The organism is Dyella choica, assembly GCF_003977665.1.
Taxonomy (GTDB): domain Bacteria; phylum Pseudomonadota; class Gammaproteobacteria; order Xanthomonadales; family Rhodanobacteraceae; genus Dyella_B; species Dyella_B choica.
Window position 1 is genome coordinate 52,188 of sequence record NZ_RYYV01000006.1, and the last position, 22,195, is coordinate 74,382.

22 protein-coding genes are annotated in these 22,195 nt (G+C 59.1%); 17 read left to right on the forward strand and 5 right to left on the reverse strand.

What is annotated here, in order from left to right; genetic code table 11:
* Nucleotide 1: 1 nt before the first annotated feature.
* Complete coding sequence (locus EKH80_RS09480) at nucleotides 2-397, reverse strand: DOPA 4,5-dioxygenase family protein (protein WP_126684512.1); 396 nt, start codon at nucleotides 395-397, stop codon at nucleotides 2-4.
* A gap of 197 nt (nucleotides 398-594) precedes the next feature.
* On the opposite strand from EKH80_RS09480, the gene EKH80_RS09485 reads away from it, so the two are divergent.
* The 3 genes from EKH80_RS09485 (at nucleotide 595) to EKH80_RS09495 (ending at nucleotide 3,112) form a co-directional block, all read left to right on the forward strand.
* Nucleotides 595-1,482: a LysR family transcriptional regulator gene (locus EKH80_RS09485; protein ID WP_126684513.1), complete on the forward strand. Its 888-nt coding sequence runs from the start codon at nucleotides 595-597 to the stop codon at nucleotides 1,480-1,482.
* A gap of 194 nt (nucleotides 1,483-1,676) precedes the next feature.
* On the forward strand, nucleotides 1,677-2,318 hold the full coding sequence (locus EKH80_RS09490) for a DUF6348 family protein (RefSeq protein WP_126684514.1): 642 nt from the start codon (nucleotides 1,677-1,679) through the stop codon (nucleotides 2,316-2,318).
* A gap of 269 nt (nucleotides 2,319-2,587) precedes the next feature.
* Nucleotides 2,588-3,112, forward strand: a complete 525-nt coding sequence (locus tag EKH80_RS09495; protein ID WP_425481140.1) for a hypothetical protein — start codon at nucleotides 2,588-2,590, stop codon at nucleotides 3,110-3,112.
* Between the two features lie 63 nt (nucleotides 3,113-3,175).
* On the opposite strand, the gene EKH80_RS09500 is transcribed toward EKH80_RS09495, so the two are convergent.
* Both EKH80_RS09500 and EKH80_RS09505 read right to left on the reverse strand, forming a co-directional pair.
* Nucleotides 3,176-4,642 carry a glycosyltransferase family 39 protein gene (locus EKH80_RS09500; protein WP_230473573.1) on the reverse strand — a complete coding sequence of 489 codons (1,467 nt, stop codon included), beginning with the start codon at nucleotides 4,640-4,642 and terminating at the stop codon, nucleotides 3,176-3,178.
* A gap of 193 nt (nucleotides 4,643-4,835) precedes the next feature.
* Nucleotides 4,836-5,750, reverse strand: a complete 915-nt coding sequence (locus EKH80_RS09505; protein ID WP_126684517.1) for a LysR family transcriptional regulator — start codon at nucleotides 5,748-5,750, stop codon at nucleotides 4,836-4,838.
* 119 nt (nucleotides 5,751-5,869) lie between these two features.
* Between EKH80_RS09505 and EKH80_RS09510 the strand changes: the two genes are divergently transcribed.
* The 4 genes from EKH80_RS09510 to EKH80_RS09525 all read left to right on the forward strand — a co-directional run bounded on the left by EKH80_RS09510 (nucleotide 5,870) and on the right by EKH80_RS09525 (nucleotide 8,709).
* Nucleotides 5,870-6,415 (forward strand): carboxymuconolactone decarboxylase family protein, encoded by a 546-nt coding sequence (locus EKH80_RS09510; RefSeq protein WP_126684518.1) that lies wholly within the window; start codon nucleotides 5,870-5,872, stop codon nucleotides 6,413-6,415.
* Nucleotides 6,416-6,474: 59 nt separating this feature from the next.
* Nucleotides 6,475-7,104, forward strand: a complete 630-nt coding sequence (locus tag EKH80_RS09515; protein WP_126684519.1) for a pyridoxamine 5'-phosphate oxidase family protein — start codon at nucleotides 6,475-6,477, stop codon at nucleotides 7,102-7,104.
* Nucleotides 7,101-7,574, forward strand: coding sequence for a nuclear transport factor 2 family protein (locus tag EKH80_RS09520; RefSeq protein ID WP_126684520.1), 474 nt, complete (start codon nucleotides 7,101-7,103; stop codon nucleotides 7,572-7,574). Before EKH80_RS09515 ends, EKH80_RS09520 begins: the two co-directional genes overlap by 4 nt.
* A gap of 169 nt (nucleotides 7,575-7,743) precedes the next feature.
* A complete protein-coding gene (locus EKH80_RS09525) occupies nucleotides 7,744-8,709 on the forward strand; it encodes an RDD family protein (RefSeq protein ID WP_126684521.1) in 966 nt (321 codons plus the stop codon).
* A gap of 98 nt (nucleotides 8,710-8,807) precedes the next feature.
* Here EKH80_RS09525 and EKH80_RS09530 read toward each other — a convergent pair whose 3' ends face one another.
* Nucleotides 8,808-10,427 (reverse strand): alpha-L-fucosidase, encoded by a 1,620-nt coding sequence (locus EKH80_RS09530; RefSeq protein ID WP_126684748.1) that lies wholly within the window; start codon nucleotides 10,425-10,427, stop codon nucleotides 8,808-8,810.
* A 659-nt stretch (nucleotides 10,428-11,086) separates the two neighbouring features.
* On the opposite strand from EKH80_RS09530, the gene EKH80_RS09535 reads away from it, so the two are divergent.
* From EKH80_RS09535 to EKH80_RS09555, 5 genes are all read left to right on the forward strand, one after another.
* The gene (locus EKH80_RS09535; protein ID WP_126684522.1) at nucleotides 11,087-12,508 is read left to right on the forward strand and encodes a serine hydrolase domain-containing protein; all 1,422 of its coding nucleotides are present in this window, start codon (nucleotides 11,087-11,089) and stop codon (nucleotides 12,506-12,508) included.
* 73 nt (nucleotides 12,509-12,581) lie between these two features.
* A complete protein-coding gene (locus EKH80_RS09540) occupies nucleotides 12,582-12,950 on the forward strand; it encodes a DUF6249 domain-containing protein (protein WP_126684523.1) in 369 nt (122 codons plus the stop codon).
* Complete coding sequence (locus EKH80_RS09545; RefSeq protein WP_126684524.1) at nucleotides 12,943-13,512, forward strand: RNA polymerase sigma factor; 570 nt, start codon at nucleotides 12,943-12,945, stop codon at nucleotides 13,510-13,512. The genes EKH80_RS09540 and EKH80_RS09545 overlap by 8 nt, the downstream gene beginning before the upstream one ends.
* Nucleotides 13,509-13,832 carry a DUF5056 domain-containing protein gene (locus EKH80_RS09550; protein ID WP_158628799.1) on the forward strand — a complete coding sequence of 108 codons (324 nt, stop codon included), beginning with the start codon at nucleotides 13,509-13,511 and terminating at the stop codon, nucleotides 13,830-13,832. Before EKH80_RS09545 ends, EKH80_RS09550 begins: the two co-directional genes overlap by 4 nt.
* Before the next feature lie 450 nt (nucleotides 13,833-14,282).
* Complete coding sequence (locus EKH80_RS09555; protein ID WP_158628800.1) at nucleotides 14,283-15,566, forward strand: SGNH/GDSL hydrolase family protein; 1,284 nt, start codon at nucleotides 14,283-14,285, stop codon at nucleotides 15,564-15,566.
* Between the two features lie 207 nt (nucleotides 15,567-15,773).
* Here the strand turns inward: EKH80_RS09555 and EKH80_RS09560 are convergent, their stop codons facing one another.
* Nucleotides 15,774-17,099: an APC family permease gene (locus EKH80_RS09560; RefSeq protein WP_126684527.1), complete on the reverse strand. Its 1,326-nt coding sequence runs from the start codon at nucleotides 17,097-17,099 to the stop codon at nucleotides 15,774-15,776.
* A gap of 361 nt (nucleotides 17,100-17,460) precedes the next feature.
* On the opposite strand from EKH80_RS09560, the gene EKH80_RS09565 reads away from it, so the two are divergent.
* The 5 genes from EKH80_RS09565 to EKH80_RS09585 all read left to right on the forward strand — a co-directional run bounded on the left by EKH80_RS09565 (nucleotide 17,461) and on the right by EKH80_RS09585 (nucleotide 22,081).
* Nucleotides 17,461-17,841 (forward strand): hypothetical protein, encoded by a 381-nt coding sequence (locus EKH80_RS09565; protein ID WP_126684528.1) that lies wholly within the window; start codon nucleotides 17,461-17,463, stop codon nucleotides 17,839-17,841.
* Nucleotides 17,842-18,299: 458 nt separating this feature from the next.
* Complete coding sequence (locus EKH80_RS09570; protein WP_126684529.1) at nucleotides 18,300-18,716, forward strand: DUF4279 domain-containing protein; 417 nt, start codon at nucleotides 18,300-18,302, stop codon at nucleotides 18,714-18,716.
* A 79-nt stretch (nucleotides 18,717-18,795) separates the two neighbouring features.
* Nucleotides 18,796-19,050 carry a hypothetical protein gene (locus EKH80_RS09575; RefSeq protein WP_126684530.1) on the forward strand — a complete coding sequence of 85 codons (255 nt, stop codon included), beginning with the start codon at nucleotides 18,796-18,798 and terminating at the stop codon, nucleotides 19,048-19,050.
* A gap of 838 nt (nucleotides 19,051-19,888) precedes the next feature.
* Nucleotides 19,889-20,284 (forward strand): hypothetical protein, encoded by a 396-nt coding sequence (locus EKH80_RS09580; protein ID WP_126684531.1) that lies wholly within the window; start codon nucleotides 19,889-19,891, stop codon nucleotides 20,282-20,284.
* Nucleotides 20,285-20,581: 297 nt separating this feature from the next.
* Complete coding sequence (locus EKH80_RS09585) at nucleotides 20,582-22,081, forward strand: outer membrane beta-barrel protein (RefSeq protein ID WP_230473574.1); 1,500 nt, start codon at nucleotides 20,582-20,584, stop codon at nucleotides 22,079-22,081.
* Nucleotides 22,082-22,195 lie beyond the last annotated feature (114 nt).

Here is a 22,195-nt window from a genome sequence, read left to right on the forward strand (position 1 = left end):
GTCAGAAATCCGCTTTCCCGAAGCGCGCAATGCCCTGGTTCTTACCTGGCGGGTCCAGCGTTGTCAGGTCGAGTTCCAGCGGTTCTCCAATCCAATGACCCAAGGTCGTGTGATCAGCGAGGTCGTCATCGGTAAGCGGATGAACCAGCGCCCTGAATCCCGATGCCTTGATGAAGTCGAGAATGGCTGGCAGCGCCGCTTTCAGGAAATGAATTTCAAACTGCGGGATGGGATGCGGTCCCGCCTTGCGGTCCGTAAGCTGGCCGACGAACAGCAGCGCAGGAATTTTTTTCGACGCCATGAAATCGCGCAGGAGCGTCTGCGCCGTAGCGGCCAGGTCCCGTTGCGACGGTTCGTAATAGATATGCGCGTGGTACGGCGCGCTGTCGTCGCTCATGGCTTTTGCTCCTCTGTGGCTTTGCCGCTTGTAGAACTTCCCGAGATCAACGCAGGGTAGATCGAGATGAAAGCTTGGCACAGTGAGTCCCTGGGATAGGCGCGCCCGGGGGAGGGCAGCGCACGATGGTGCGCGACTTGGCCTGGTTGATAAACATGAGATAACTTGACCCATTCCGAACCTATGGGTTGGTAATCATGAACAAGCTGGCCGGCATGGAAATGTTCGTCCGCGTGGTCGAAAGCGGCAGTTTCGCCGCTGCCGCGGAGGCAAGCCGGGTCTCGGCAACGATGGTCGCCAAGCATATCAACGACATCGAGCAAAGGCTGGGAGCGCGGCTGCTCCATCGCACCACGCGACGCCAGCAGCTTTCGGACGTGGGGCGGCTGTACTACGAGCGCTGCAAGCAAGTGCTTGCGGACGTTGAACTCGCCGAAGCCAGTGCATTGGAACTGCATGCGACCCCGCGCGGCCAACTGCGCGTGATTGCTCCGGTCAGCTTCGGCAGTCACATCCTCGTGCCGGTGCTGAGTGACTACATGGCCCAATATCCGGACATCAGCATCGAACTCACCCTGGACAATCGCCGCCCCCAGTTCGTCGACGGGGGCTTTGAGCTGGGCATCCACATCGGTGAAATCAACGAGCCCGGGATTGTCGCGCGCCCGTTGCGCCCTTATCGTCGCCTGCTCGCAGCATCGGCCAGCTATCTGGATCGTCATGGCCAGCCCGAGCACCCGCAGCAATTGAGTGCCCATGACTGTCTTGGTCCCTCGTATTGGCGACGATTTGACCAATGGCTGTTCGTTGGGCCGAATGGCGCCACCTGTCAGGTCACGGTGCGAAGTCGCTTCACCGCCAATCAGGGCAACGCGCTGCGCATCGCTGCATTGAGTGGTGCCGGCATCGTGCTGCAACCCGAAGCCGTACTGGCTGATGATCTCGACGCTGGCCGGCTGCTCCCCGTACTGCCCGAATGGTCGCTGTTACCCTCGCCGATGTATCTGATCTACGCGCAAGATGCACGCCCAACGGCCAAGCTCCGCAGCGCGATCGATTTTCTGCTGGCCCGATTGGACGCCTAGCGTCCGCCAATATTTTCGATGGCGCGTAGCGCGTAGGCTGGGATGGCAATCCCAGCACCGGGATGCCGCGTGCAAAGCTGGGATTAGCATCCCAGCCTACGTTGTTTTCGATGGAAGGCGGCCGACAGCAGGCAGGCTGGGAGCAGCTACGTATTTATGAGAGGCTGTCGCGGCTGACAGCCCAGGAATCTTCGATGAACGACAACGCCGTGCAAACTGAATTGCTTCGACTCTTTGAGCGCCACGGCGTGGAGCTGGAACGGGACGAAGAATGGCTCACCACGGATGGGGATTTCCCCGCCGTGCGCGGCAGCTGGCATGAGGGCGCAGAAGGCTCGCCGGGTCGGTTGGACGTGGATGTGGTAATCAGCGAAGAGCGCCACATCGAGGAGAGCTTCGCCGGCCATGGCCGGGGTGACGCCAGTGCACGGGATGCATTGAAGGCGTTTGAACGTGACGTCTTGCATGTGCTGTTGGCGGCATGCTGGTATGTCACCGACGATCGGCGCATTCAACTGCAAAGCTGGGAGCTGGGCATGCGCAGCTGGGACGTATTTGCCAGCCCGCTAAGCTTCACCCGTGACGATGTGGCTGCGCCCGAAGGCTTGTTGCCGGGGCTGCACTCTGCGCTGCAGAGCGAATCGCTCAGTGGCGAATTGCACTGGATACGCCTGTTCCATCGCCGTGCCGATGACGGCTCCGTGGTCAATGAGGCGCTGCTGGACAACCAGCCATGGCCGGCTGGCGATCGCCTGCTGGGCCAGTTGGCCTGGCCGTCGACGGAGAAGGGGTATAGCGCGCGTTGCTTTATCGCGTTGGATATTCGCGATTATTGACGTAAGGCAACTACGCATTTGCTCGTCATTTCGGCGAAGGCCGGAATGACGATTCGTTCTGAAATGGCATGCCTGAAATGCCGATTTTTTGCGGGACACAAGCCAAAAAAATTGGGGTTACCTGAGGGTCAGAGCCTGGCACCCAAAAGGTCTGACACCTGTCACTAGCTACAGAAATGCCTGCATTCATAATTGCGATCGGTGTCGGGGTGTCACCGCAAGCACGATATGTGCATTGTTTGCTCTTACCTAAAGACGGGGACGGGAAAATGGGTTACCGGGGCGCGATTATCATGAGTATTTTCGGGACCATCTTCATGATGGTTGCCGTCGGTTTGCTGACAACTTCACACAGCGCTCTCCTTATTCTGCCGGTCTTGGTACTAGCTGCATTTCTTGCCAATCTTTTTCGAGTTCGCCGCAGCCTGTCTGCGATCCGTCAACGCACCGAACAGGCTGGCAAAGTAGTTATGTGGAGCACCATTGGAGAAGGGGTCGGCATCCCGGTAGCGATAAACGTGGTTAAAAACTTCGGCCATCCAGAGTGGGTGCTTCCTGCCATTGCCTTGGTCGTCGGCCTGCATTTCATCCCGATGGCTTTTGCCATCCCATTCAAGGCGTTCTACGCACTCGGTGCGGTCCTGGTGGCGGGATCGATCATCGGCATGATGCTCCCTCAGCCAATCGGCGCGGCACTCTCAGGTCTTATTGCTGGGGCCGGACTGTGGGTGGCCTCTGTGCTTGCTACACGTAGAGAACTGAATTGGGCGTCAGCAGCCCAATCCACCGGTTGATTTGATACCCGATAAATACGCTGGCGCCGTCCCTTCGGGGCATCCGCCAGTTCGTGCAACCACTCACCCAAAATCCGGGCCGTGCTTCCAGAGCTCGCTCAATGACTTGCGCGTAGGGCCGCACACAAAGATATCGGGGTGATACTGGCTTTCCTCATTGACCACACCCAAAGCGTTGGCCGTGTGGCCGGCAAGGCGGCAGTCGGTGAAAAGCTCGTCGGCGGCCTCGTGCGAATTTCCCAGCACGATATAGGTGGTGGGTGGCGTTTGTGGATAGCCGCGCAGCCACCCTGAGTTGACAGTGGTGATGGGTGCAGGCAGGTGATACTGCTGGCCGAGCAAGGCGATAGCGCCGTATTCGCCATAGTTGCCCACGGCGATGCGAAGGTTGGCTTGTTGTTCGGCAGGCAAGGCGTCACGGATGGCGGCCACTTGCGCGACGAGTTCGTTCCAGCCGATTTCTTCGCGGAGATCGCCGTTGTTTTGGAGCACGAAATCCCGCAACGGACCGCTTGACGCGATGGGTACGATGCGAAGCGTTGCATAGAAGCCGATGGCGAAGACACCGGCAAATACCAGGGTGGCTATCCCAACACGCCATGCGGGACGCAAGCTGCGCAACCATTGCTCGCCCACCACGGATCCCATGGCCAAAAGCATAGGGTAAGCGCCGCAGGTGTAATAGCCGCGCCCCTTGGCAAACAGGAACAGCAGCAGCGGCACCACATACATCCAGGCAAGCATGCGATAGCGGCGGTTCTTGAAATAGGCGAACAACCCCGCCAGCCACACAGGCGCGGCGAACAGGTTGGCATTCAACAGGAACTGATCGCGCAGGAAGCCATCCGCACGCCCCTGATGTACGTCGCGCGCATGGATGCTCTGCAGGAAATGGTAGGAAACGAAGTCGTGCCGGATGAGCCAGGCGAGGTTGGGGGCGAAGATAAGTAGCGCGACTGCACCACCGGCCCAGAACCAGCCATTGGCGACATATCGCCGTGCGTCGGTGAGCAACGCCCCCACCAGTACGCCGGCGAGCTCGAATGCGATCGAATATTTGGTCTCAAGACCAAGGCCGGCAAGCAGGCCGATCGCCAACCACCAGCGCGGCTCATCGTCACGCAGCAGGCGAATCACACACCAGGCGATAAGCACCCACCACAACAGATCGAAGGAGGAATACTGGAATTCGGTCGCCTCGAACATCGGCAATGGCGACAGCGCAACTGCGATGGCCGCAAGGGTCTGCGCCAGTCGCCCGCCCCCCAGGTCGCGAGCCATAAGGCCGCCGGCAAGTATCACCAGGACCTGCGCGAGCACTGAAAACAGTCGCAGCCCGACGAGTGACAAGCCGAACATCCCGAGGCCCAGGTGCTCCAGTGCCGCGGTCAAGGGAGGATAAGGCACAAAGCCCCAATCCAGATGCTGCGCATCGCTCAGGAATTGCCATTCGTCGCGATGAAAGCCGTATTGCCCGTTGGTCAACATGTGGGCTGTGCCGAAGAGCGCGGCAATGACGAGCACCGGCATAGCACTCCCCGGGCGCCGTGGCATGGTGCGTTGAACTGGAATACCGGTCGCGGTCATGGTTGCATCCCTGAAACAGGCCGACTGTTCGCCCGATCCCTGTCTGGCTTTCCGGGCGGTGATTCGTGTACCTCCCTAAGATAGCCAATGCCCGCGTCCGACTGCCAGCCGCGTCAAGGCAACTCTTTCGGGCGGCCTACGCGGAGGCGTCCAGTCCCAGGCTCTCTCGCAAGCGCGGTGCGGCAAAATCGATAAAGCTGCGCATCTTGAGTGGCATTTGGCCACGCAAGGCATGCAGCAGGTTGACGGGTACGGGCTCCGGCTCATAGTGCTGAAGAACGATTTGCAGAGTGCCATCCTGCACCGCGTCGGCCACCTGATATTGCAACAGGCGAGCGACACCCACACCGCGGATCGCTGCCTGCACCGCTGCTTCCGGTGTCGTTACGGCGAGTCGCGGAAGAATCGGAACATCATGCATGGCCTGTGACCTTGGCATACGGAAGCGCCAGGACGGTACCGGCATAGGCGTGATGACAGCCACACAGGGATACTTCAAGAGGTCGTCCGGCTGCTTGGGGACGCCGTGACCGGCGAGGAGTTTTGGGCTGGCGCAGGTCACCGTCCTCATCGAGCCCACCTGGGTGGCCACCATGGAGCTGTCCGGCAGCTTGCCGATGCGTACGGCCATGTCCACTTGGTCTTCGATCAGATCGACATTGCGATCCGTCAGGATCAGGCGAAGGTTGATCTGCGGATAGAGGGCAAGGAAGTCGATCACCACCGGCAAGACATGCAGACGACCGAAGAAGACCGGCGCGGTCACGACCAGTTCGCCTTTGGGCGTGGTGAATTCGCCCGTCGCCTCGCGCTCCGCGCCCTCCACCTCCTCAAGGATGCGCCGCGCCGCCGTTACGTAGTTAGCCCCCGCGTCAGTCAACGTAAGTTTGCGGGTCGTGCGGACGAGTAGCCGAGTACCCAAGTGCGCTTCAAGGTCGGAAATCTTGCGGCTGAGCGTGGCCAGGGGAACCCGCAGAGCCCTTGCCGCCGCGGAAAAACTGCCGTGATCGGCGATGGCTACCAGCATCGACATGGCTTCGAGGCGGTCCACGGATTATTCCAGATTTTGCAAGGGATATTCCCGATACTGTCTGATTATCTTATCGAATGGAAAAGCGCAACATGCCTCCCAGTCAAGGCCACGCGGGCCGTCAAACTGAGGAGTTCGCCATGTCTCGCTTTCCCATCCCCACCGTTGATGCGGCTCCGGCAGCGTCCAAGCCGATCCTGGATGCCGTGCACAAACAACTGGGCGTTGTGCCCAACCTGTTCCGCCTGATCGGGACCAGTCCGGCCGCCCTGGGTGCGTTCACCAGCTTTCAAGGGGCCTTGTCCAAGACGCTGGACGTCAAGACGCGCGAGCGTATCGCGCTGACCGTCGCGCAAGTGAACGGCTGCGATTACTGCCTGTCGGCGCACAGCTATCTGGGTCTGAACCTGCCCAAGCTCAGCCCCGAAGAAATCGCGCTCAATCGCCAGGGCGCATCGAAGGACGACAAAGCCAATGCGGCGGTGGGCTTCGCGTCGAAGGTAGCTTCGCAGCGTGGTCATGTCGAAGAAGCGGATATCGCTGCCGTGCGCGCCGCGGGATTCAGTGATGCGCAGATCGTGGAGATCGTCGCCATGGTCGCCGAGAACACCTTCACCAATTACCTCAACGAAGTCGCCAAGACCGACATCGATTTCCCGGTCGTGCTGGCCAAGGATGCCGCTTGATGGACCTGGGCCGAGGGCGCGATGGCGCCCCGGCCCGGCTTCCCCGTGGGAGAGTGGCCATGTCGTATGGATTCCTGGATATTGCGATGACGCCGAGCGTCCGTGCCGTGCAGGCCGAGATGGGGGCCGATCGCTTCTGGGCGGATTTCAAGGGCCACCGGGAATTCGATCGGTTCACCGAGGACGAAGCCGCCTTCATCGCGGACCGGGACAGCTTCTATATCGCATCGGTTTCAGAGACCGGTTGGCCCTACGTCCAACATCGCGGCGGTCCACGCGGCTTCCTCAAGCTTGTCGACGACCGGACCCTGGCGTTCGCCGACTACCGTGGAAACCGGCAATACATCAGCGCAGGTAATTTCGCCGCCAACGATCGCGCGTGCCTGTTCCTGATGGACTATCCGCGGCGGGCGCGATTGAAGATCTACGCCCACGTCGAGAAGTTGGCGCTCGACGCCGATTCCGCACTGACCGAGCTGGTCACGGACGTCGCTTACAAAGCGAAGCTTGAGCGGATCTTCCGGCTGCGACTGAAGAGCTTCGACTGGAACTGTCAGCAACACATCACCCCGCGCTTTACCGAATCGGAGATCGCTGCGGTGATCCACCCGTTGCGGAAGCGCCTTGCCCAACTGGAGTCGGAAAACATCGCCCTGCGCGCCCGGCTCGAAGCCCCTGGAGAAATATGATGGACACCGCAAGACCGCCTGTGCCGCCGTTTACGCTAGAGACTGCCGTTGAGAAAGTGCGTCTTGCGGAGGACGGGTGGAACAGTCGCAACCCCGAGAAGGTAGCGCTGGCGTACACGGTCGATAGTCAGTGGCGCAATCGCGCCGAATTCGTAACCGGCCGCGTAGCCATCATCGCGTTCCTGAGCCGAAAATGGCAGCGCGAAATGGATCATCGGCTCATCAAGGAGCTGTGGGCGTTCCGCGAAAACTGTATCGCCGTGCGCTTCGCTTACGAGTGGCACGACGACAGCGGCAACTGGTTCCGCTCCTACGGGAACGAGAACTGGGAGTTCGGCGAGGACGGCCTCATGCGCAAGCGTTACGCCTGCATCAATGATGCGCCTTTGCGCGAAGCGGATCGACGTTTCCACTGGCCGCAGGGCCGGCGGCCGGATGACCACGCTGGCCTGAGCGACCTCGGGTTATAAGCCGGGCGCCAGATACATCATTGCAACTACAGCAACAACCAGCACGATCTGCCGAACGCGCCGATGCGCTTCCGACCCAAAAGCGGACACTGGCAGCAAGGCAAGATTGGCTATCCCTCCCGATCACGAAGGTTTTCCGGCAGAATCCCTTTTACCAAGGGGAGGGCACATGGACGCATTGCAGGAGAACGGGCAGCTCAACGAGCTGCCGACGCTGACGATTGCCAAATTCTGGCCGCGCTTAGGCGCCCTATTTATCGACCTGTTAATCGTTGGCGCAGTCGGTTACGTGTTGGGCATCTTTTTATTCGACACGCTTGCCAGGCTTGGCGTGTATGCGCGCATTGTCGGCTTCGTTATCGCCGTCTCGTATTTCGGGATACTTCATAGCCGTATCGGCAATGGCCAGACCCTGGCCAAGCGCTGGCTGGGCTTGCGAGTTGTCGATGGCCGTGGTTTGTGTCTCTCGTTGCCGCGCTCGCTGCTTCGCTACACCGTGCTCGGGCTTCCCTTCTTTTTAAATTACCTGCCCGTGGATTTCGGGGTAACTGCCCTATCCATCGAAACGCTGATCTCGATCATTCTGTTCGGAGGCATGCTCAGCATTTTCTATTTGTATCTGTTTAACCGGCGAACACGGCAGTCCTTGCACGATTTGATAGTGGGAACGTATGTCGTAAACGTTAATCCGCCCGGTCTGCGGATACCGTCGGTTACCCTGTGGCGTGGACACCTGCTGGTTGTCGGACTGATCGCGCTCTTCGCGCTCGTTATGCCATCGTTGGCTACCATCATCACGCGGCACCCAAGCTTTCAACCGATACTGGAAGTACAGCAGCGACTCCAGCAACAACCGCATGTGCGCAACGCCGGTTTTATGGAAGGCGAGACCGTCGTTTATTCCAACACCGGAAATCGAACCATCGGCTATCTTCAAGCCGAGCTGACGCTCGACGCCCCCATGACATCGGATCCGGATGTCGCCAAGGCTGCCGCCCGCATCATTCGAACGGCTTATCCGGAAAAATCCCAACGAGTCCCTATCGTCGTGCGCCTGGTTTACGGCTACAACATGATCATCGCGGCGCGATGGAATTCCCAGGCGTATCGGTATGAGCCTGGCGAATTACCGTAGGGCGGCGTGGTGGGTTTCGCGTTCGAAGGCTGCCAAGGATAAGTCAGCTTTCGACCCAAGCCCGATATCTTCGCACCGTTGATGATCCGATCACGCGCTCATGGCGATGGTTGCTTGGTGTCATTCTTTTCGCTTCCCGCCAAATCGATGCGATAGACATAGGTGTGCAGGCCTTCGGGACGGGCGGGCAATTGAAGATGTAAGCCATCGGCTTGCTGGTGGAATCCGATCGATGCGCCCGTGGCCAGCAGCGTTACCTTTCGAACCGGCATGACAGGCGTGATGGCATGAATCAGTGCCTGGCCTGTTGCAGGCCACTCCATCTCGATGGCATAGAGGTGGCCGAGGTGGGTGGTAAAGCGAAAGTCTTCGGCGGTAAACGGCTTGGTCTTGGTGTCCTGCATGGTGCCGGCGGCGACCTGGGTGGGGCCTTCGCCGAAACGCTGCCACGGCCGTGAGCCGTAAATCGCTTCGCCATTTTGCTGCAGCCATTGGCCGATCGCCAACAGGATGGTTTTTGCCTCGGCGGGAAGGGTGCCGTCGGCCTTGGGACCGACATTCAGTAGCAAGTTGCCGTTCTTGCTCACCACATCGGCCAGCAAATGGACGATCTCGTCGGGCGACTTGTACGTATCGCCCTCGGCATAACCCCAGGAATCCGGGCTCACGGACGTTTCGGTCTGCCATGGCTGCGCAAGAATGTCCGCGGCCTGCCCACGCTCGATGTTCAGTGTGCCGCTGCCTGGCATCATGTTGTCGAGCTTGTAGTTCAGCACGACACCCTGTCCACGCGATGCCGCCTGGTTGTAGTAGAAGGCCGCAAACTCGGCAAGCGCACCCCGAAAACGCGGCTGACCCACCCACCAATCGAAATACATCAGGTCCGGGTGGTAGTCCGCGACGATTTCGGAAGAGCGCGCGAGCCAATCGTCGAGGTAGGCATCCGAAACGAGGGTCCAATCCACGTCCTTGCCGTCCGCGCCCTTGGCTCCCACGGTGGGATGCGCCGGTCCGTACAGCGAGGCGTATTTCGGGTCGTTCACATCGGAATCGAAGCGGCGGCCGTATTCGAAAAACCAGTCATGCTCCGCGCGATGGGAAGACAAGCCAAGCTTCATGCCTTGCGCGCGAATGGCCTTGGCAAGCTCGCCGATCACGTCGCGATGAGGCCCCATTTTCACGGCGGTCCAGTCGGACAGCTTGGAGTCGTACATGGCGAAGCCGTCATGGTGCTCGGCAACGGGAACCACATAACGCGCGCCGGCTGCATGGAACAATGCCGCCCACGCTTGCGGATCGAATTGCTCGGCCTTGAAGCGCGGAATCAGGTCCTTGTAGCCGACCTTCGGCATCGGCCCATACGTGCTCACCTGATGCTGATAATAGTTGGCGTACTCGCCCGTGCGTTCATACGCATGGCGCGGATACCACTCGCCCTTGTACGCGGCGACGGAATACACGCCCCAGTGGATGAAGATGCCGAACTTGGCGTCCCGATACCATTCCGGCGTGCGGTAGGCGGTAAGGCTCTTCCAATCCGGGGACAGGGGGCCTTGCCAGGCCGCCTTATGCGTCTGCGCAAGGATGGTTTGACGCGCGGCATCATAGGGACGATTCGCATCCACCCACTGGTGCTCGATCGTAACTGCATCCGGCGGCACAAAAGTTTGCGGCGGATTGCTGGCGAAAACCGCCGTGCTGCATAGCGCACAAAGCATTCCAATCCAGCGGCGGCCACCGTACGTCGCGGGCGGGCGGGTGGCGGCGAACGGCGAGCCGACGACGCAGGCCCTTGGCTGACTGCTCTTCTTCCAAATCGGCATACACCCCATCCCTTATCCGGCCGTTGGCCGCCCCAGGCATGGCGGCGACTTCGCTATGTTCATTGGCGAAATTAAATTTCATATATGTTGCGCCCGGGCCGAGCACGATTGCAACGGTTTCGTGCCTGCTCGCCATTGGAGGGGTCTGGATAGCGAAATTTATTGCGACCCCGCACCATGCTTAGGTTGGCACCCTCCTGGGCTGGCGATCGGGGCATATGTGAATTCAGATATGGCTGCCTGCCCGCAGCGGGTCAATCGCGAAGCGGAAGCGGCACGTCTGCTTTCTGCGTGTGGGCGCTTAGAGGCTGATCCGCCGCAGGTTCACCTCGGCAAGATCCCGAGAGCCTGCGCGGTTCGCTCTGCCACCAACTTGGCTGAATCCGATCCGTGGAGTCGTTGCATCTAAGGGATCAATACCGCCATGTCCGCCGGTGACCCAGGGAGCATCCTCCATGATCGACCGTACCTTCATCGTCAGGGCCACGACCCGCGCGCTTCGATTCGTTCCCCTGTGCGCATCCCTCTCAATGTTCTGCGTCGCGGCTCCGTCCATGGCCACTACGTCCAAGCAAACGCAGCTGCCCGATACGCCGGTGGGCCATCTCGCCGGCGAGCTGATCCGTCAAGCCAATGACGACGGCCCTGCACGGATCACGCAATGGGCGCCCAGTGTCCTGTCCGCGTCCATGGCCTCCGACGATAAGGCCGCGTTTGTCACGGACCTGGCCTCTGCGGCGCGCGACAGCGGCGGCCTGGACGTGTTCGATGTGCGTACCGATCCGCACCAGCCGGGGCTGCTCGAAGTTGCCGTCAAGGGACGTCGCCACGGGCAGGCCGCCCTGTTCTGGCTGACCGCCGACTCGGCCCACCCGAACCGGCTTGCGCAGGCGATGCTGGTTCCGATGGACAATCCGCTTTTTGACAGCTGGCCCAAGGGGCCGGTGTCGCATGCAGAGCTGGGAAAACAAATACACACCGTACTGGACAAACTGGTACGCGCGTCCGATTTCTCCGGCTGTGTAACGGTTTTGGATGGTGGCGAGACCGTGTTCGATGAATGCCGTGGCTTGGCGGAACGAAATTTCCATGTGCCGATCGATCACCAGACGAAGTTCCACATCGGCTCGATGGACAAGATGTTCACCGCAGTCGCTATCGCGCAGCTGGTCGAGTCCGGCAAACTGTCGTGGAACGACACACTGGCAAAGCTAATTCCGGAATATCCCGGCCAAGCGGCGACGAAGAAGATCACGGTGTGGGAACTTCTGCATCACACTTCGGGCCTGGGCGATTTCCTCGTGCCCGAATATTTCGAGCACTCCGAACGCTACGTCAATCCGGTGGACTACCTGAGCCTCATTGCCCGCCAGCCGCTGCTAAGCGATCCGGGCAAGCAGATGAATTACAGCAACGCCGGTTTCATGCTGCTCGGCCGCATCATCGAAAACGTGTCCGGCGAAAGTTACTTCGACTATATCCAGCACCACGTCTTTGAGCCCGCACAGATGGCGTCCAGCGGCTTTGACAGCGAGGACGAGATAGTTCCTGGGCTGGCCGTGGGCTACTACCACGACGATGGGGTGTTCTCCCGCACGTGGAAAGCCGACTGGCTGAAGATCGGTTACAAGAGCGGCCCCGCCGGCGGCGGTTATTCCACCACCGCGGATCTGCTGCGGTTCGCCAAGGCTCTGCAGGGAGGCAAGCTGGTCAAGCCTGCGACGCTGACGAAAATGTTCGACGACGAAGTGCCGGCTGGCCCCGGCGGCTATGCGACGGGATTCGGCGATCGCCTCTCGCATGGCCGCCACGTCCGTGGCCACCAAGGGGGCATCGCGGGCACCACGGCAAACCTGGAAATGATCTGGGAAACCGGCGCGGCCGTGGCCCTGGCGAGCAACGAAGGGGAGTCGCAACACTGGTTGCTCGCCGAGCAAATTGCCGATCTGCTTGCCGTCGAAGGCGCGAAAAACTGAGCAGCGCAAAGCGCGCTGTCTCATCATCTGTCACCAAAGCCCGTTGGCTCGAAACACGATCTGGAGCACGACCATGGAATTTGTTCTCATCCCTCTTGTTGTGATGTCGGCGCCCGTCCTCATCGTCCTGACCGTGCTGCGCTACCGCTACGTGCAGACGCAGGCGCGGTACCGCACCCTGTTGCAACTGGCCGACAAGGGCGTAGACCTGCCGTCCCAGCTGCTGCTGGAGCCGCAGGTGGCTTATTGTGAACGCCGACGGGCGATGGTGCTGATTGGTGTCGGTCTGGGACTGATGGCCATGTTCCTGACCCTGCCCGGTCAACTCGACAACGGCCTGGGCGTCGCGCGTCTGTGGGGCATCGGTTTGTTGCCGTTGATGACTGGCTTGGGTTACCTCGCCAGTTGGTGGTTGAACCGGCGGGAGGACGTGCGTGGCTGACAGCGCCGCCGAGGCGCGCATCGACCAGGCCCTGGTAACACGCATACGACTGGACGGCGACCGCCGAGCATTCGAGCAGTTGGTTCGCCGGCACCAAGGCATGGTGCGTGCGCAATTGCGCCGGCTGTTGCACGGTGACGCGGCCGCGGCGGACGACCTGGCGCAGGAAACCTTCATGCTGGCCTGGCGGAACCTGGACCAGTTCCGTGGCGAGGCGCAGTTTTCCAGTTGGTTGTACCGAATTGCCTATACCTGCTTCCTGCAGGCGCGCCGAACTCCCGTGCGACACGTTGGTGTCGACGACGAGGCGATGGAGCAGTTGCAGGCGCCAAGGCGCGCGATTGATCTACAGCTCGATCTGCAGCGTGCCATGCAGAGGTTGTCCACGGCTGAGCAGGTGGTGCTGCTACATTGCGTGCAACTGGGACTCAGCCACGAAGAGGCTTCCTATGTATTGGCGATGCCGCTCGGCACCGTGAAGACCCATGCGACGCGCGGCAAGGCAAAATTGAAGACATGGCTGGCGGACTGGCGCGATGCCAGCGCGGAGGAAGCATCATGAACGAATCGCACGACGACAGCATCGAAGCGCTGCTGCGCCGACAATTCGAGGGGTCGGTTGCCGACGACGGCTTCAGCGAGCGGGTGATGCAACATTTGCCGGCTCGTCGCCATCGCGCTTCATGGCCGCTATGGCTGGGCGTGCTGATAGGGGCCGCGGCGTGCTGGCTCTGCTTGGCTGGAGTGCCGCTGCTGCATATCGGCTGGCAGGACTGGCGGGCAGGAGAGCTAACGACGTCCGCCATCGGCATGTGGCTGGCGATAGCTGCGATGTCATTGCTGGCTTTGGGGTGGGGCTTGGTGGAGAGCAGGCATCGCTGAGGAGCGCCTTTGCGCCAAGGTGAGGGGCAGCATGAATAGCCCGTGCCATTGGGAATAAGGCAGGGCTGCATTCGACTTCAAGAGCCGACATTTGCATAAGCGTGATACATGAGCCGAAGTGATCTGTGGTCAATCACTAAGTAAAGAGCCAAAGAAGGCCAGAAACGTCGCCCCCGGCAGGTCAATTGGCTCTTAACTCTTGGGAGGCGGCGCTCTAAAAAGTGATCTCCATGGCAGCATGGAAAGCGAAGCGCCCTCGATAACGCAATGCAACGCCTCCGCGACGAAATCACCACACGGCAGGCGTTAGAACGCCCACTCCCCACAAACAACCAAGAACGTTTATGACATGTCCGCCTGCCCGACAGGACGGCTGGACATCTTTTGCGCGGGACCCGAAGCAAAACCAAGCTCAGCAACACACGTGCAAATCAACCTAGGAGAATGGTTATGAGCAAGCGTGTATCCCTGGGAGGCGTCCGCGCCTTTTGGTCATTCGGAAAAGTCATCGCCGGCGTGGCATTGGTCATGCTGCTGTCGGCGTCCTGTTATCAACCACCGTGGTTCGCAACCTGGTACGCCGCGCCGCAGAACTACAACATCCTCTTCCTCGGCATTCCCGTTCCACCGCTCACCATCTCGAACCAGTCGGTCCGCCAGATCGTCCATACATCGCTTGGCGGCAACCTGATCCGCGTCAAGCTGACCAACTTCTTCGGAACTACACCCGTCACCTTCGGGGAGGCGCACATTGCACGCAGCACGGGCAACGGCGGCGTCGACCTCACCACCGATCACACGCTCCAATTCGGCGGCGCAAGCTCCGTAACGCTTGCGCCCGGCGAAGAACGATGGAGCGACCCGGTCAGTCTGCAGGTTCCGACGCATTCGGACCTGGCAATCAGCCTCTACATTCCGCTGAGCACACCCGTGGTTACGACCCACACGATCGGCATGCAGACCAATTATCTCTCGCCAGGTAACCAGGTAGGTGCCGCGACGATGAGTAACCCCACCACCAAGACCACGTACTTCTGGCTCAGTGAGGTCGATGCATCGACCGTCAACCCACAAGACACCGTTACCGACCTGGCGGCGCATCCCTACAAGGTGATCGTGGCATTCGGTGATTCGATCACTGACGGATATGGCTCAACCCCGGATGCCAACCACCGCTGGCCCAACGACCTCGACAATCGCATACAAACCGAGGCCGAGGACCTGGGCCGTGTAAGCGTGGTCAATGCTGCCATCGCCGGCAACCGCTGGATCTACGACGGCGTAGGCCCTGCCGGCGTGACGCGATTCGCCCATGATGTTGCCGGCGTTTCGGGTGCGACGCATGTCATGATACTGCTGGGTATCAACGATATCGGCATCGGCGAGCTCGATCCGACGCAAAGCGTTTCCGCCGATCAGATCATCGCGGCCATGCAGGCTACCATCGCCCAGGCGAAAGCCAAGCGGATCAAGATCTACCTGGCGACGATAACCCCCTACAACGGCGCCTCGTATTACGACGCCGCAGGGGAATTGAAACGTGAGGCCGTCAACGCCTTCGTGCGTTCGGACAATGGCGCCGACGGCGTGCTCGACTTCGACCAGGTCGTGCGCGACCCGTCCAATCCCACCGCCATCCTGCCCGCGTACGACTCCGGCGATCATCTGCACCCCAACGACGTGGGATACCAGGCGATCGCGAACTCCATCGATCTTGGCGTGCTGGAAGACTGACACAGGGTCGCATCGCCAGTCTCGCTTTGATGCAAGCAACCCGGCCGCCCCGCATCTAGGGGGGCGGCCATCTATCATTTCAAGAAACGGAGCCAGGTTACCTTATCGGCTAATCAAATCTAACGTTCGATCTCGATCAAAGCAGAGACTATAGTTCGAGTCTCGAAAGCTTCCGGGCAAATGACGGCATAGTTGGATGAAGATAGGTCAAGGGCTTTTGGTCGCGTGCTGCAGCGACCAAACGTGCGCGAAATAGATGACCAACCCAACCACTGCTGCTACAACCAGATCGCGAAGCTCGCTAGCACTGCTGCTCGCTATCAGTCCAATGCAGAATGCGAGCGCCACGCACGCGACCACCACGCCGCCAGGCCCCACTGTAAACGTCGCAGGATCCACGTCCTTACTATGTCGCATGATTAGCATGCTAAGCACCGTGGCGATGTGTGCGGTCAGGTAGGCCATCGAGGCAAACGTCAGCGCGGAAACGAACGACGAATTTAGGGTAAACGCACCGGACGCCAGCGCAGTGCACAGGATGGCGACATGTGGTGTGCGAAGACGCGAATGCGTCGCAGCGAACATCGACGGCAGCTGCTTTTGCTCCGCCATCGCATAGAGTACACGCGGAGCGACGAGCAATGCGCCGTTGAGGTTACCTGCTATCGATACGATTGCACCAAGCACGACGATTGCGGCGCCGGTACCGCCCAGTACCAAACTACTCGCCTCGGCCAGCGGGCGCGTCGATTGCGCCAGGTGCGGAAGCGTGCCGATGCAGACGAAAAGAATCAAGATATAGACAACAGCAACTATGCCAACGCTGGCGAGCAAAGCGAACGGCACGTCTCGCCGCGGATCGCGTGCTTCGCCAGCGATGATCGACACTCGCTCGAAGCCACTGAACGAGAAAAATAGCAACAGTATTGCTTTCCCGAATGAGGTGGGTTCGACGTGGGAGGGCACGGCGAACCGATCGAAGTCGAGAAAGAAAAGCCCCACCAACGCGAACAGCAGCAACGGGACCAACTTCCCCACTGTAAAAACGTTCGTCACCGTCGTCGAGGTTCGCACACCGGCAAGATTGGTCAGTGTCATGATGGCAATCGCGGCGCAGACGATGACAGCGCGTGGCAGGCCGGTCGCCGCGCCAGGCACGAAGTAGCCAAGGTAATCGGCGAGGAGGTTGCAGACCGAAGCAATGGTCAGCACTCGCGCAAGCCAGTAGAGCCATCCCGCTTCGAGGCCGAGAAACGGGCCAAGTCCCCGCTTCGCATACAGATACGGCCCGCCGGTTTGTTTGAATCGGCTGCTCACCTCTGCATAGCAAAGTGCGAGCAGCCAGGTCAGCACGGCGCTGAGCGCCAAGGCGAGCAGGCTGTAGACACCGATCAATGCATAGGCCGTCGAGGGCAGGCCGAAGATCCCCGCGCCGATCATGCCGTTAACTGCCACGGCGACCGCGTCCCAACGCCGCACGTCACGGACCAGGCCCGTTGATTTGGGTTGCGCAATGGGTTCGATCCTCGCCACGGCTGCCGACCCTCGTATTGCGAGTTGTTCCGGCGAACAGCAGTGTCCGTCCAATTCCTCGGATTGCGCAAGTGAGGCCCAGTTGCCGGCGTTGTGTCGGTAGTCGGGCGGATGCTGCCGGTCTCAGCCAAAATTAGGTGCACCGAGGAATGGTGCCGATCAAATAGGCTGGCAATCTTATGAAGCGACCCACTCCGCTGCCAACGTTTTCACATCAATGCCCCCTGGGAATCGCTGTAATAGATCTTTGATCGTCGGGACATCTTGCAACACCCCCGCTACTCGCGCAGTCTTTAGTGTGTTATATCGACTGGCTGAATCCGCAACCCAAAGCTGACATCAGACAGAAGAGAGAATCTGCATGAAAGGCGCGGCGGTTTTTTTTATTTTCCCGTTTCTCTGTTGTGCAGCGTGCACTCAAAAGTTGGATGCCGTAAGTTGCACGCAAGCAAGTGATCTTCTGGCAATGCGAGCGATGAAATTGCAGCGGGCGGAATTTGATGCTGTTCGCGACAGCGATAAAGGCGATCATCGGCTTCTTGGCATCCATAGTGGCGTAGGATTGATAGTCCCTGGTCTGGCGACAAAGCCAGACACGTCAGGCTATGGTCTTAGGATCATTGAAGGCACTGATATCCCTTGCCATCCAGACGAGGATGAGCTAAACGCAAACGCGTTGCGGTACGCAAAAATATATAACAAGAAGAAGATGCAGCTTTGGCAATCGCAAGCCCCTAAGTAGCGGCTTGTGCTGGTGAGGTGAAATGTCCGCTTCCCATTCCGAAGTGGAACCAATCGGGTTCAGGGATCAATAGGCGTTATTGCAAGGAGAATCAACGACCACGAGCCGACCCCAAAGAAATCCAGATGCCGAGGTGCTGCTTGCCCTTACGTCGCCCTCGTTGTCAGGGGGCATCAATCATGTGCTATCGGGATATCGACTAACCTACGACGTTCAGCCAGGCTACTGGACATCGGTACATCACGAATTCATAGGTGTCGAAGGTGTCGCTACGGGCGAGAAGGCTTCGCGCCGAAGTCTGGCTTCTTACTCCATTGAGTTATCCGCATTCGCTCTGGGTGGGGCGCACTCCTACCATCGCGGAAGGCTCAAGGCATGTAGGTATGGCTACGGTGTCAAAAATTCTTAAGCCTGTCCTATTGCAAGATAGGGGCGAAATTGAGGAGGGGGTGTAAAGCGTGGCGCTATTCAAAAATTCTCGAGCAACGATCCGCGTCATGGGTAATTCCCTGCGTCCCGAGGAAGTGACACGCCTTCTTGGCTACGAGCCGACAGTGTCTCAACGTATGGGGGAGCATATTGTTGACCCGAAGACTGGGGTTGTGCGTATTGCGAAGACCGGCATGTGGCGCCTCCAAGCAGAGCAGCGGGAACCGGAAGATCTACCGGGACAAATCGATGAACTGCTGGGAAAGTTGACTGGTGATATGCGCGCCTGGGCAACGGTCAGAGAAACGTGCCAAATTGACCTCTTTGTTGGCTTATTCATGAGCTCTGGAAACAATGGGCTATCCATTTCACCCGAACAGTTACTTGCTTTAGGTGAACGTGGGATCGAGCTCGGCCTCGACATCTACGATCATTCGGAAGACTAATCAGCGAATTGACTGCGAAGTGCTCGCTTTCAAAGCTGACAATGCCATATTGCAGGATGAGTGATGAATCAGGTGCCAAATGATCGATAGGAATCTTCAACCGGTTGAGTGGGCCGCGTTCATGTACGAACTCGGAGACGCCCTGGAGCATCTGGAAAACCTGATTAAGGACATCGAACAGACCCCGGACTATGACGAGGACGCCTTTCGTATAGATCTTGGTCATGTGTACGCGCATTTAAACAGGGCTTGGCGACGCAGCGCCAAAGCGGTGGCCGACGACGATTGGGAGTTGGCTTCGCAATTTCCGGATGATCTGTCACCCATTGGCTAATGTTCGCAGCGTGGACTTCCGCAACCCGGAGTGGACTTTCTGTCGCTGCGTGCGGCCAGGTAAGGCGAGATGTTTGCGGCTTACTGCGTAGCGAGCATGTATCAGGAAAGCCGTGGTATCGCCCATAGCGAAAAAGCAGACTATGCTGTGGCTGGAGAAAGCGGCGCCCTTGCAGATCGGTGATTTGGTGGACTGTCGCGCGGAGTTGCAACAAAGGGCAAAGCGTTCCGGTGCATAAGTTGGAAGAGCCGGAAACAAAGGGGAGCTGGATCAGGATGAGAAGGAAAAGGCATCAGGTTCCGGGTTGGATTGACTGGAAGGACGCGGAATGAATCCAAAGACCGTGGTGATTTGGCTATTGGCTTTAATCACGTTCCTAAGCGGGGCGATCGTGCAGTACTTCCACCAGAGGCATGCTCTACCCCCTCCCATTGCCTTGGCATCGGTTCCGATAAGCGCGTTTCTTACCTTTCTTTGGTACCGGTTGGACGCCGACCAGCGATCCTACAGACGTACGTACCTGCTAAACGTGTGCGTCGCCGGCATAGTCCTGATCGCGCTTCCGTATTATTTCTTCCGTTCTCGCGGAGCCAAAGGTGGTTTCGTGGCAACGTCGGTGTTCATCTTGTTACTCCTTGGGTCGTTCCCGGTTTCCTTGGCGGGCCAAATTTGTGCCTTCCTTGCGACGCGAAGCTGGCACCTCATTTAAGCCGGCGCCATGGGGATCCGAAGGCCAAGCAGGGTAAACGGCCCGATTGCTTCCCTCTCAGCTCTTCGCGTTTGACACCCTATAGTTGAGTCAAACGTATTCGTTTCGGACAGTGGAGGATGGGTCGTCATGCAAGCCATCATGCGAATCGTCATTGTTGCTGCTCTAGTGCTTGGCCTAGCTGGCTGCTACCACATCATAAAAATGCCGGACATTGCGACTGCCTCAATCTACGGCCCTGAAATTTCCGGTGGAACATTGAGCCCGCAAGAAGTGGCGAGTCTGTCGAGCTGGATGAAAGCGCACAACGCCGGTTGGAGAGGATTGATGGCATCACTTCCCGCGCCAGTAGCCATGGCCGTCGTTATGCGAACCCAGGATGGCCGACAGACCACTTTGAATCTGTTCGAGGCTAAGGATGGAGCTGCTACGGCGTACCTCTTCCAGCCAAGCCCAACGCTGCCACGGGAGCGCGACTTGTCCAAAGCAGACGTGATCGCCCTGAGGGCTGCGGTGGGGAAGTAAACGCGTAGCATCGCCATGGTTCGACAATGTCGCTTCCGGCTCGGGGAGGGAGCATTGCTTGCACATGAAACAATAGGTCGTTGACGACCAGGCTTCCGTTAGCCGGGCGCAGGTCGTTCAAGGGCGACATCTGTCTCCTGAGTTGGATTGCCCCGAAAAGATCGGCTACGGAATCCGGACAAGCTCATCGTGGCCGTTGCACAGATGACGCGAAGCAGCGCCGCGCTCCTAGCCCGAAGTTCGGTATGGCATCATCGGGATGAGCCTCAACGGTGTATGCGTGAGACGGAGATGGTCATGCGTTACGTGGTGCAGACCGCAGTGCTGGTGTGCCTGGGTGCGATGTTGAGTCAGGGCGCGGAGGCGTTTGACGAGCCACCGGTTTCATTGACCGGGATATTCGAATCGGCCAGTGCGGGCGCTAACGGGCAAGCCGCGCCTGCACCCGAGAAGAGCGGCGATTGCTCCCGAAACATTTTCCATCGACTCGGTGCCGCATACGTTGAAGACGCGCAACCGCCTGATCCGAATGCCCCGACGCCTGCGCGAAGGGGGCTAGGTACACCGTTGGATTCACCTGCGTTCCCATCCGCCGAATGGCAGCTTGGGGGAGTCAGCTATCCCATCGGCGCGCCCGATGAAAACTCGCAGTACCCGCTTGAAAAAGCCCTGGGCTGTACCGTGTTTGGCCTATGGATGAAACGGCATCGTATCGAGATGTTTGGCTGGCTCAATGCCGCGGCCAATCTAAGTACATCCCATTTCACCAATTATCCTCTTGCGTACCAGGTTCGCCCCAACCGCGTCGAGTTGAATCAGGCGGTCTTGAATATTCAGCGGATTGTCGACACGGTGCAAACCGATCACCTTGATTGGGGATTCGACATCTCGGCGCTGTATGGCTACGACTACCACTTCACCACGATGAAAGGCGTGTTCAGCAACCAATTGCTGAATAATTCGTCTGCCTACGCAGCGCTTCCAGGGCGCACCTATGGCGCCGACCCCATGTTGTTTTATGCGGACATCTATGTGCCATGGGTGGCCGAAGGCATGGTGGTGAGGGTGGGGCGTTGGCTTTCATTGCCGGATATCGAAGCGCAGTTCTCCCCGAACAATTATCTGGTCACGCATTCGATCCTCTACACGGCCGACCCGTACACGCAAATGGGCGTGTTGACGACGACGCGCCTTAATGCGCAGTGGACGGTGCAACTGGGTGTCCACGGCAGCGACGATACGGCTGTATGGAATCGCAGTGCGCGGCCTACGCTCCAGGCCTGCGTTCGCTGGGTATCGGTCAGTGACGACGACATGCTCTACCCGTGCATCAACAGCTTCAACCGGGACGACTACCATTACGACAACCTCCAGATGTATGCGGCGACGTGGGGGCATCGTTTCAGCCCGCACTTTCACATCCTTACCGAGGCGTACTGGATGTATGCACGTGGCATTCCCGGCTATGGTCCCGGCGGAACGCCGGGCGTGGCCGGTTCGTCGCCTTACTCTGGTAAAGCCGGCGAGTTCGGCATCGTCAACTACATGAACTTCGAGCTGAGCGGGGCGGACATGGTGTCGTTCCGCAACGAGTTCTACAACGACGAAAAGGGTCAGCGTACAGGCTATGCCACGCGATACAGCGAGCATACCGTTGGGCTGACGCATTGGGTGTCCCAAGACCTGGAGATTCGCCCCGAACTTCGTTACGACCATTCGTACGATTTGCCGGCCTATGACAAGGGCAGGCGCGACTATCAGCTCGTTGCGGTGATCGACGCCATTGTGCACTATTGAAAAGAGCCGGCCAGATCAGTGTCTGCTGCTTCGAATTCGGCTGTACAGAGTCAGCGACGCCAAGGCAGGCGCTTTATGGTCGAGTCTGGGCGTAAACTGGAGCGCCTTGAATCG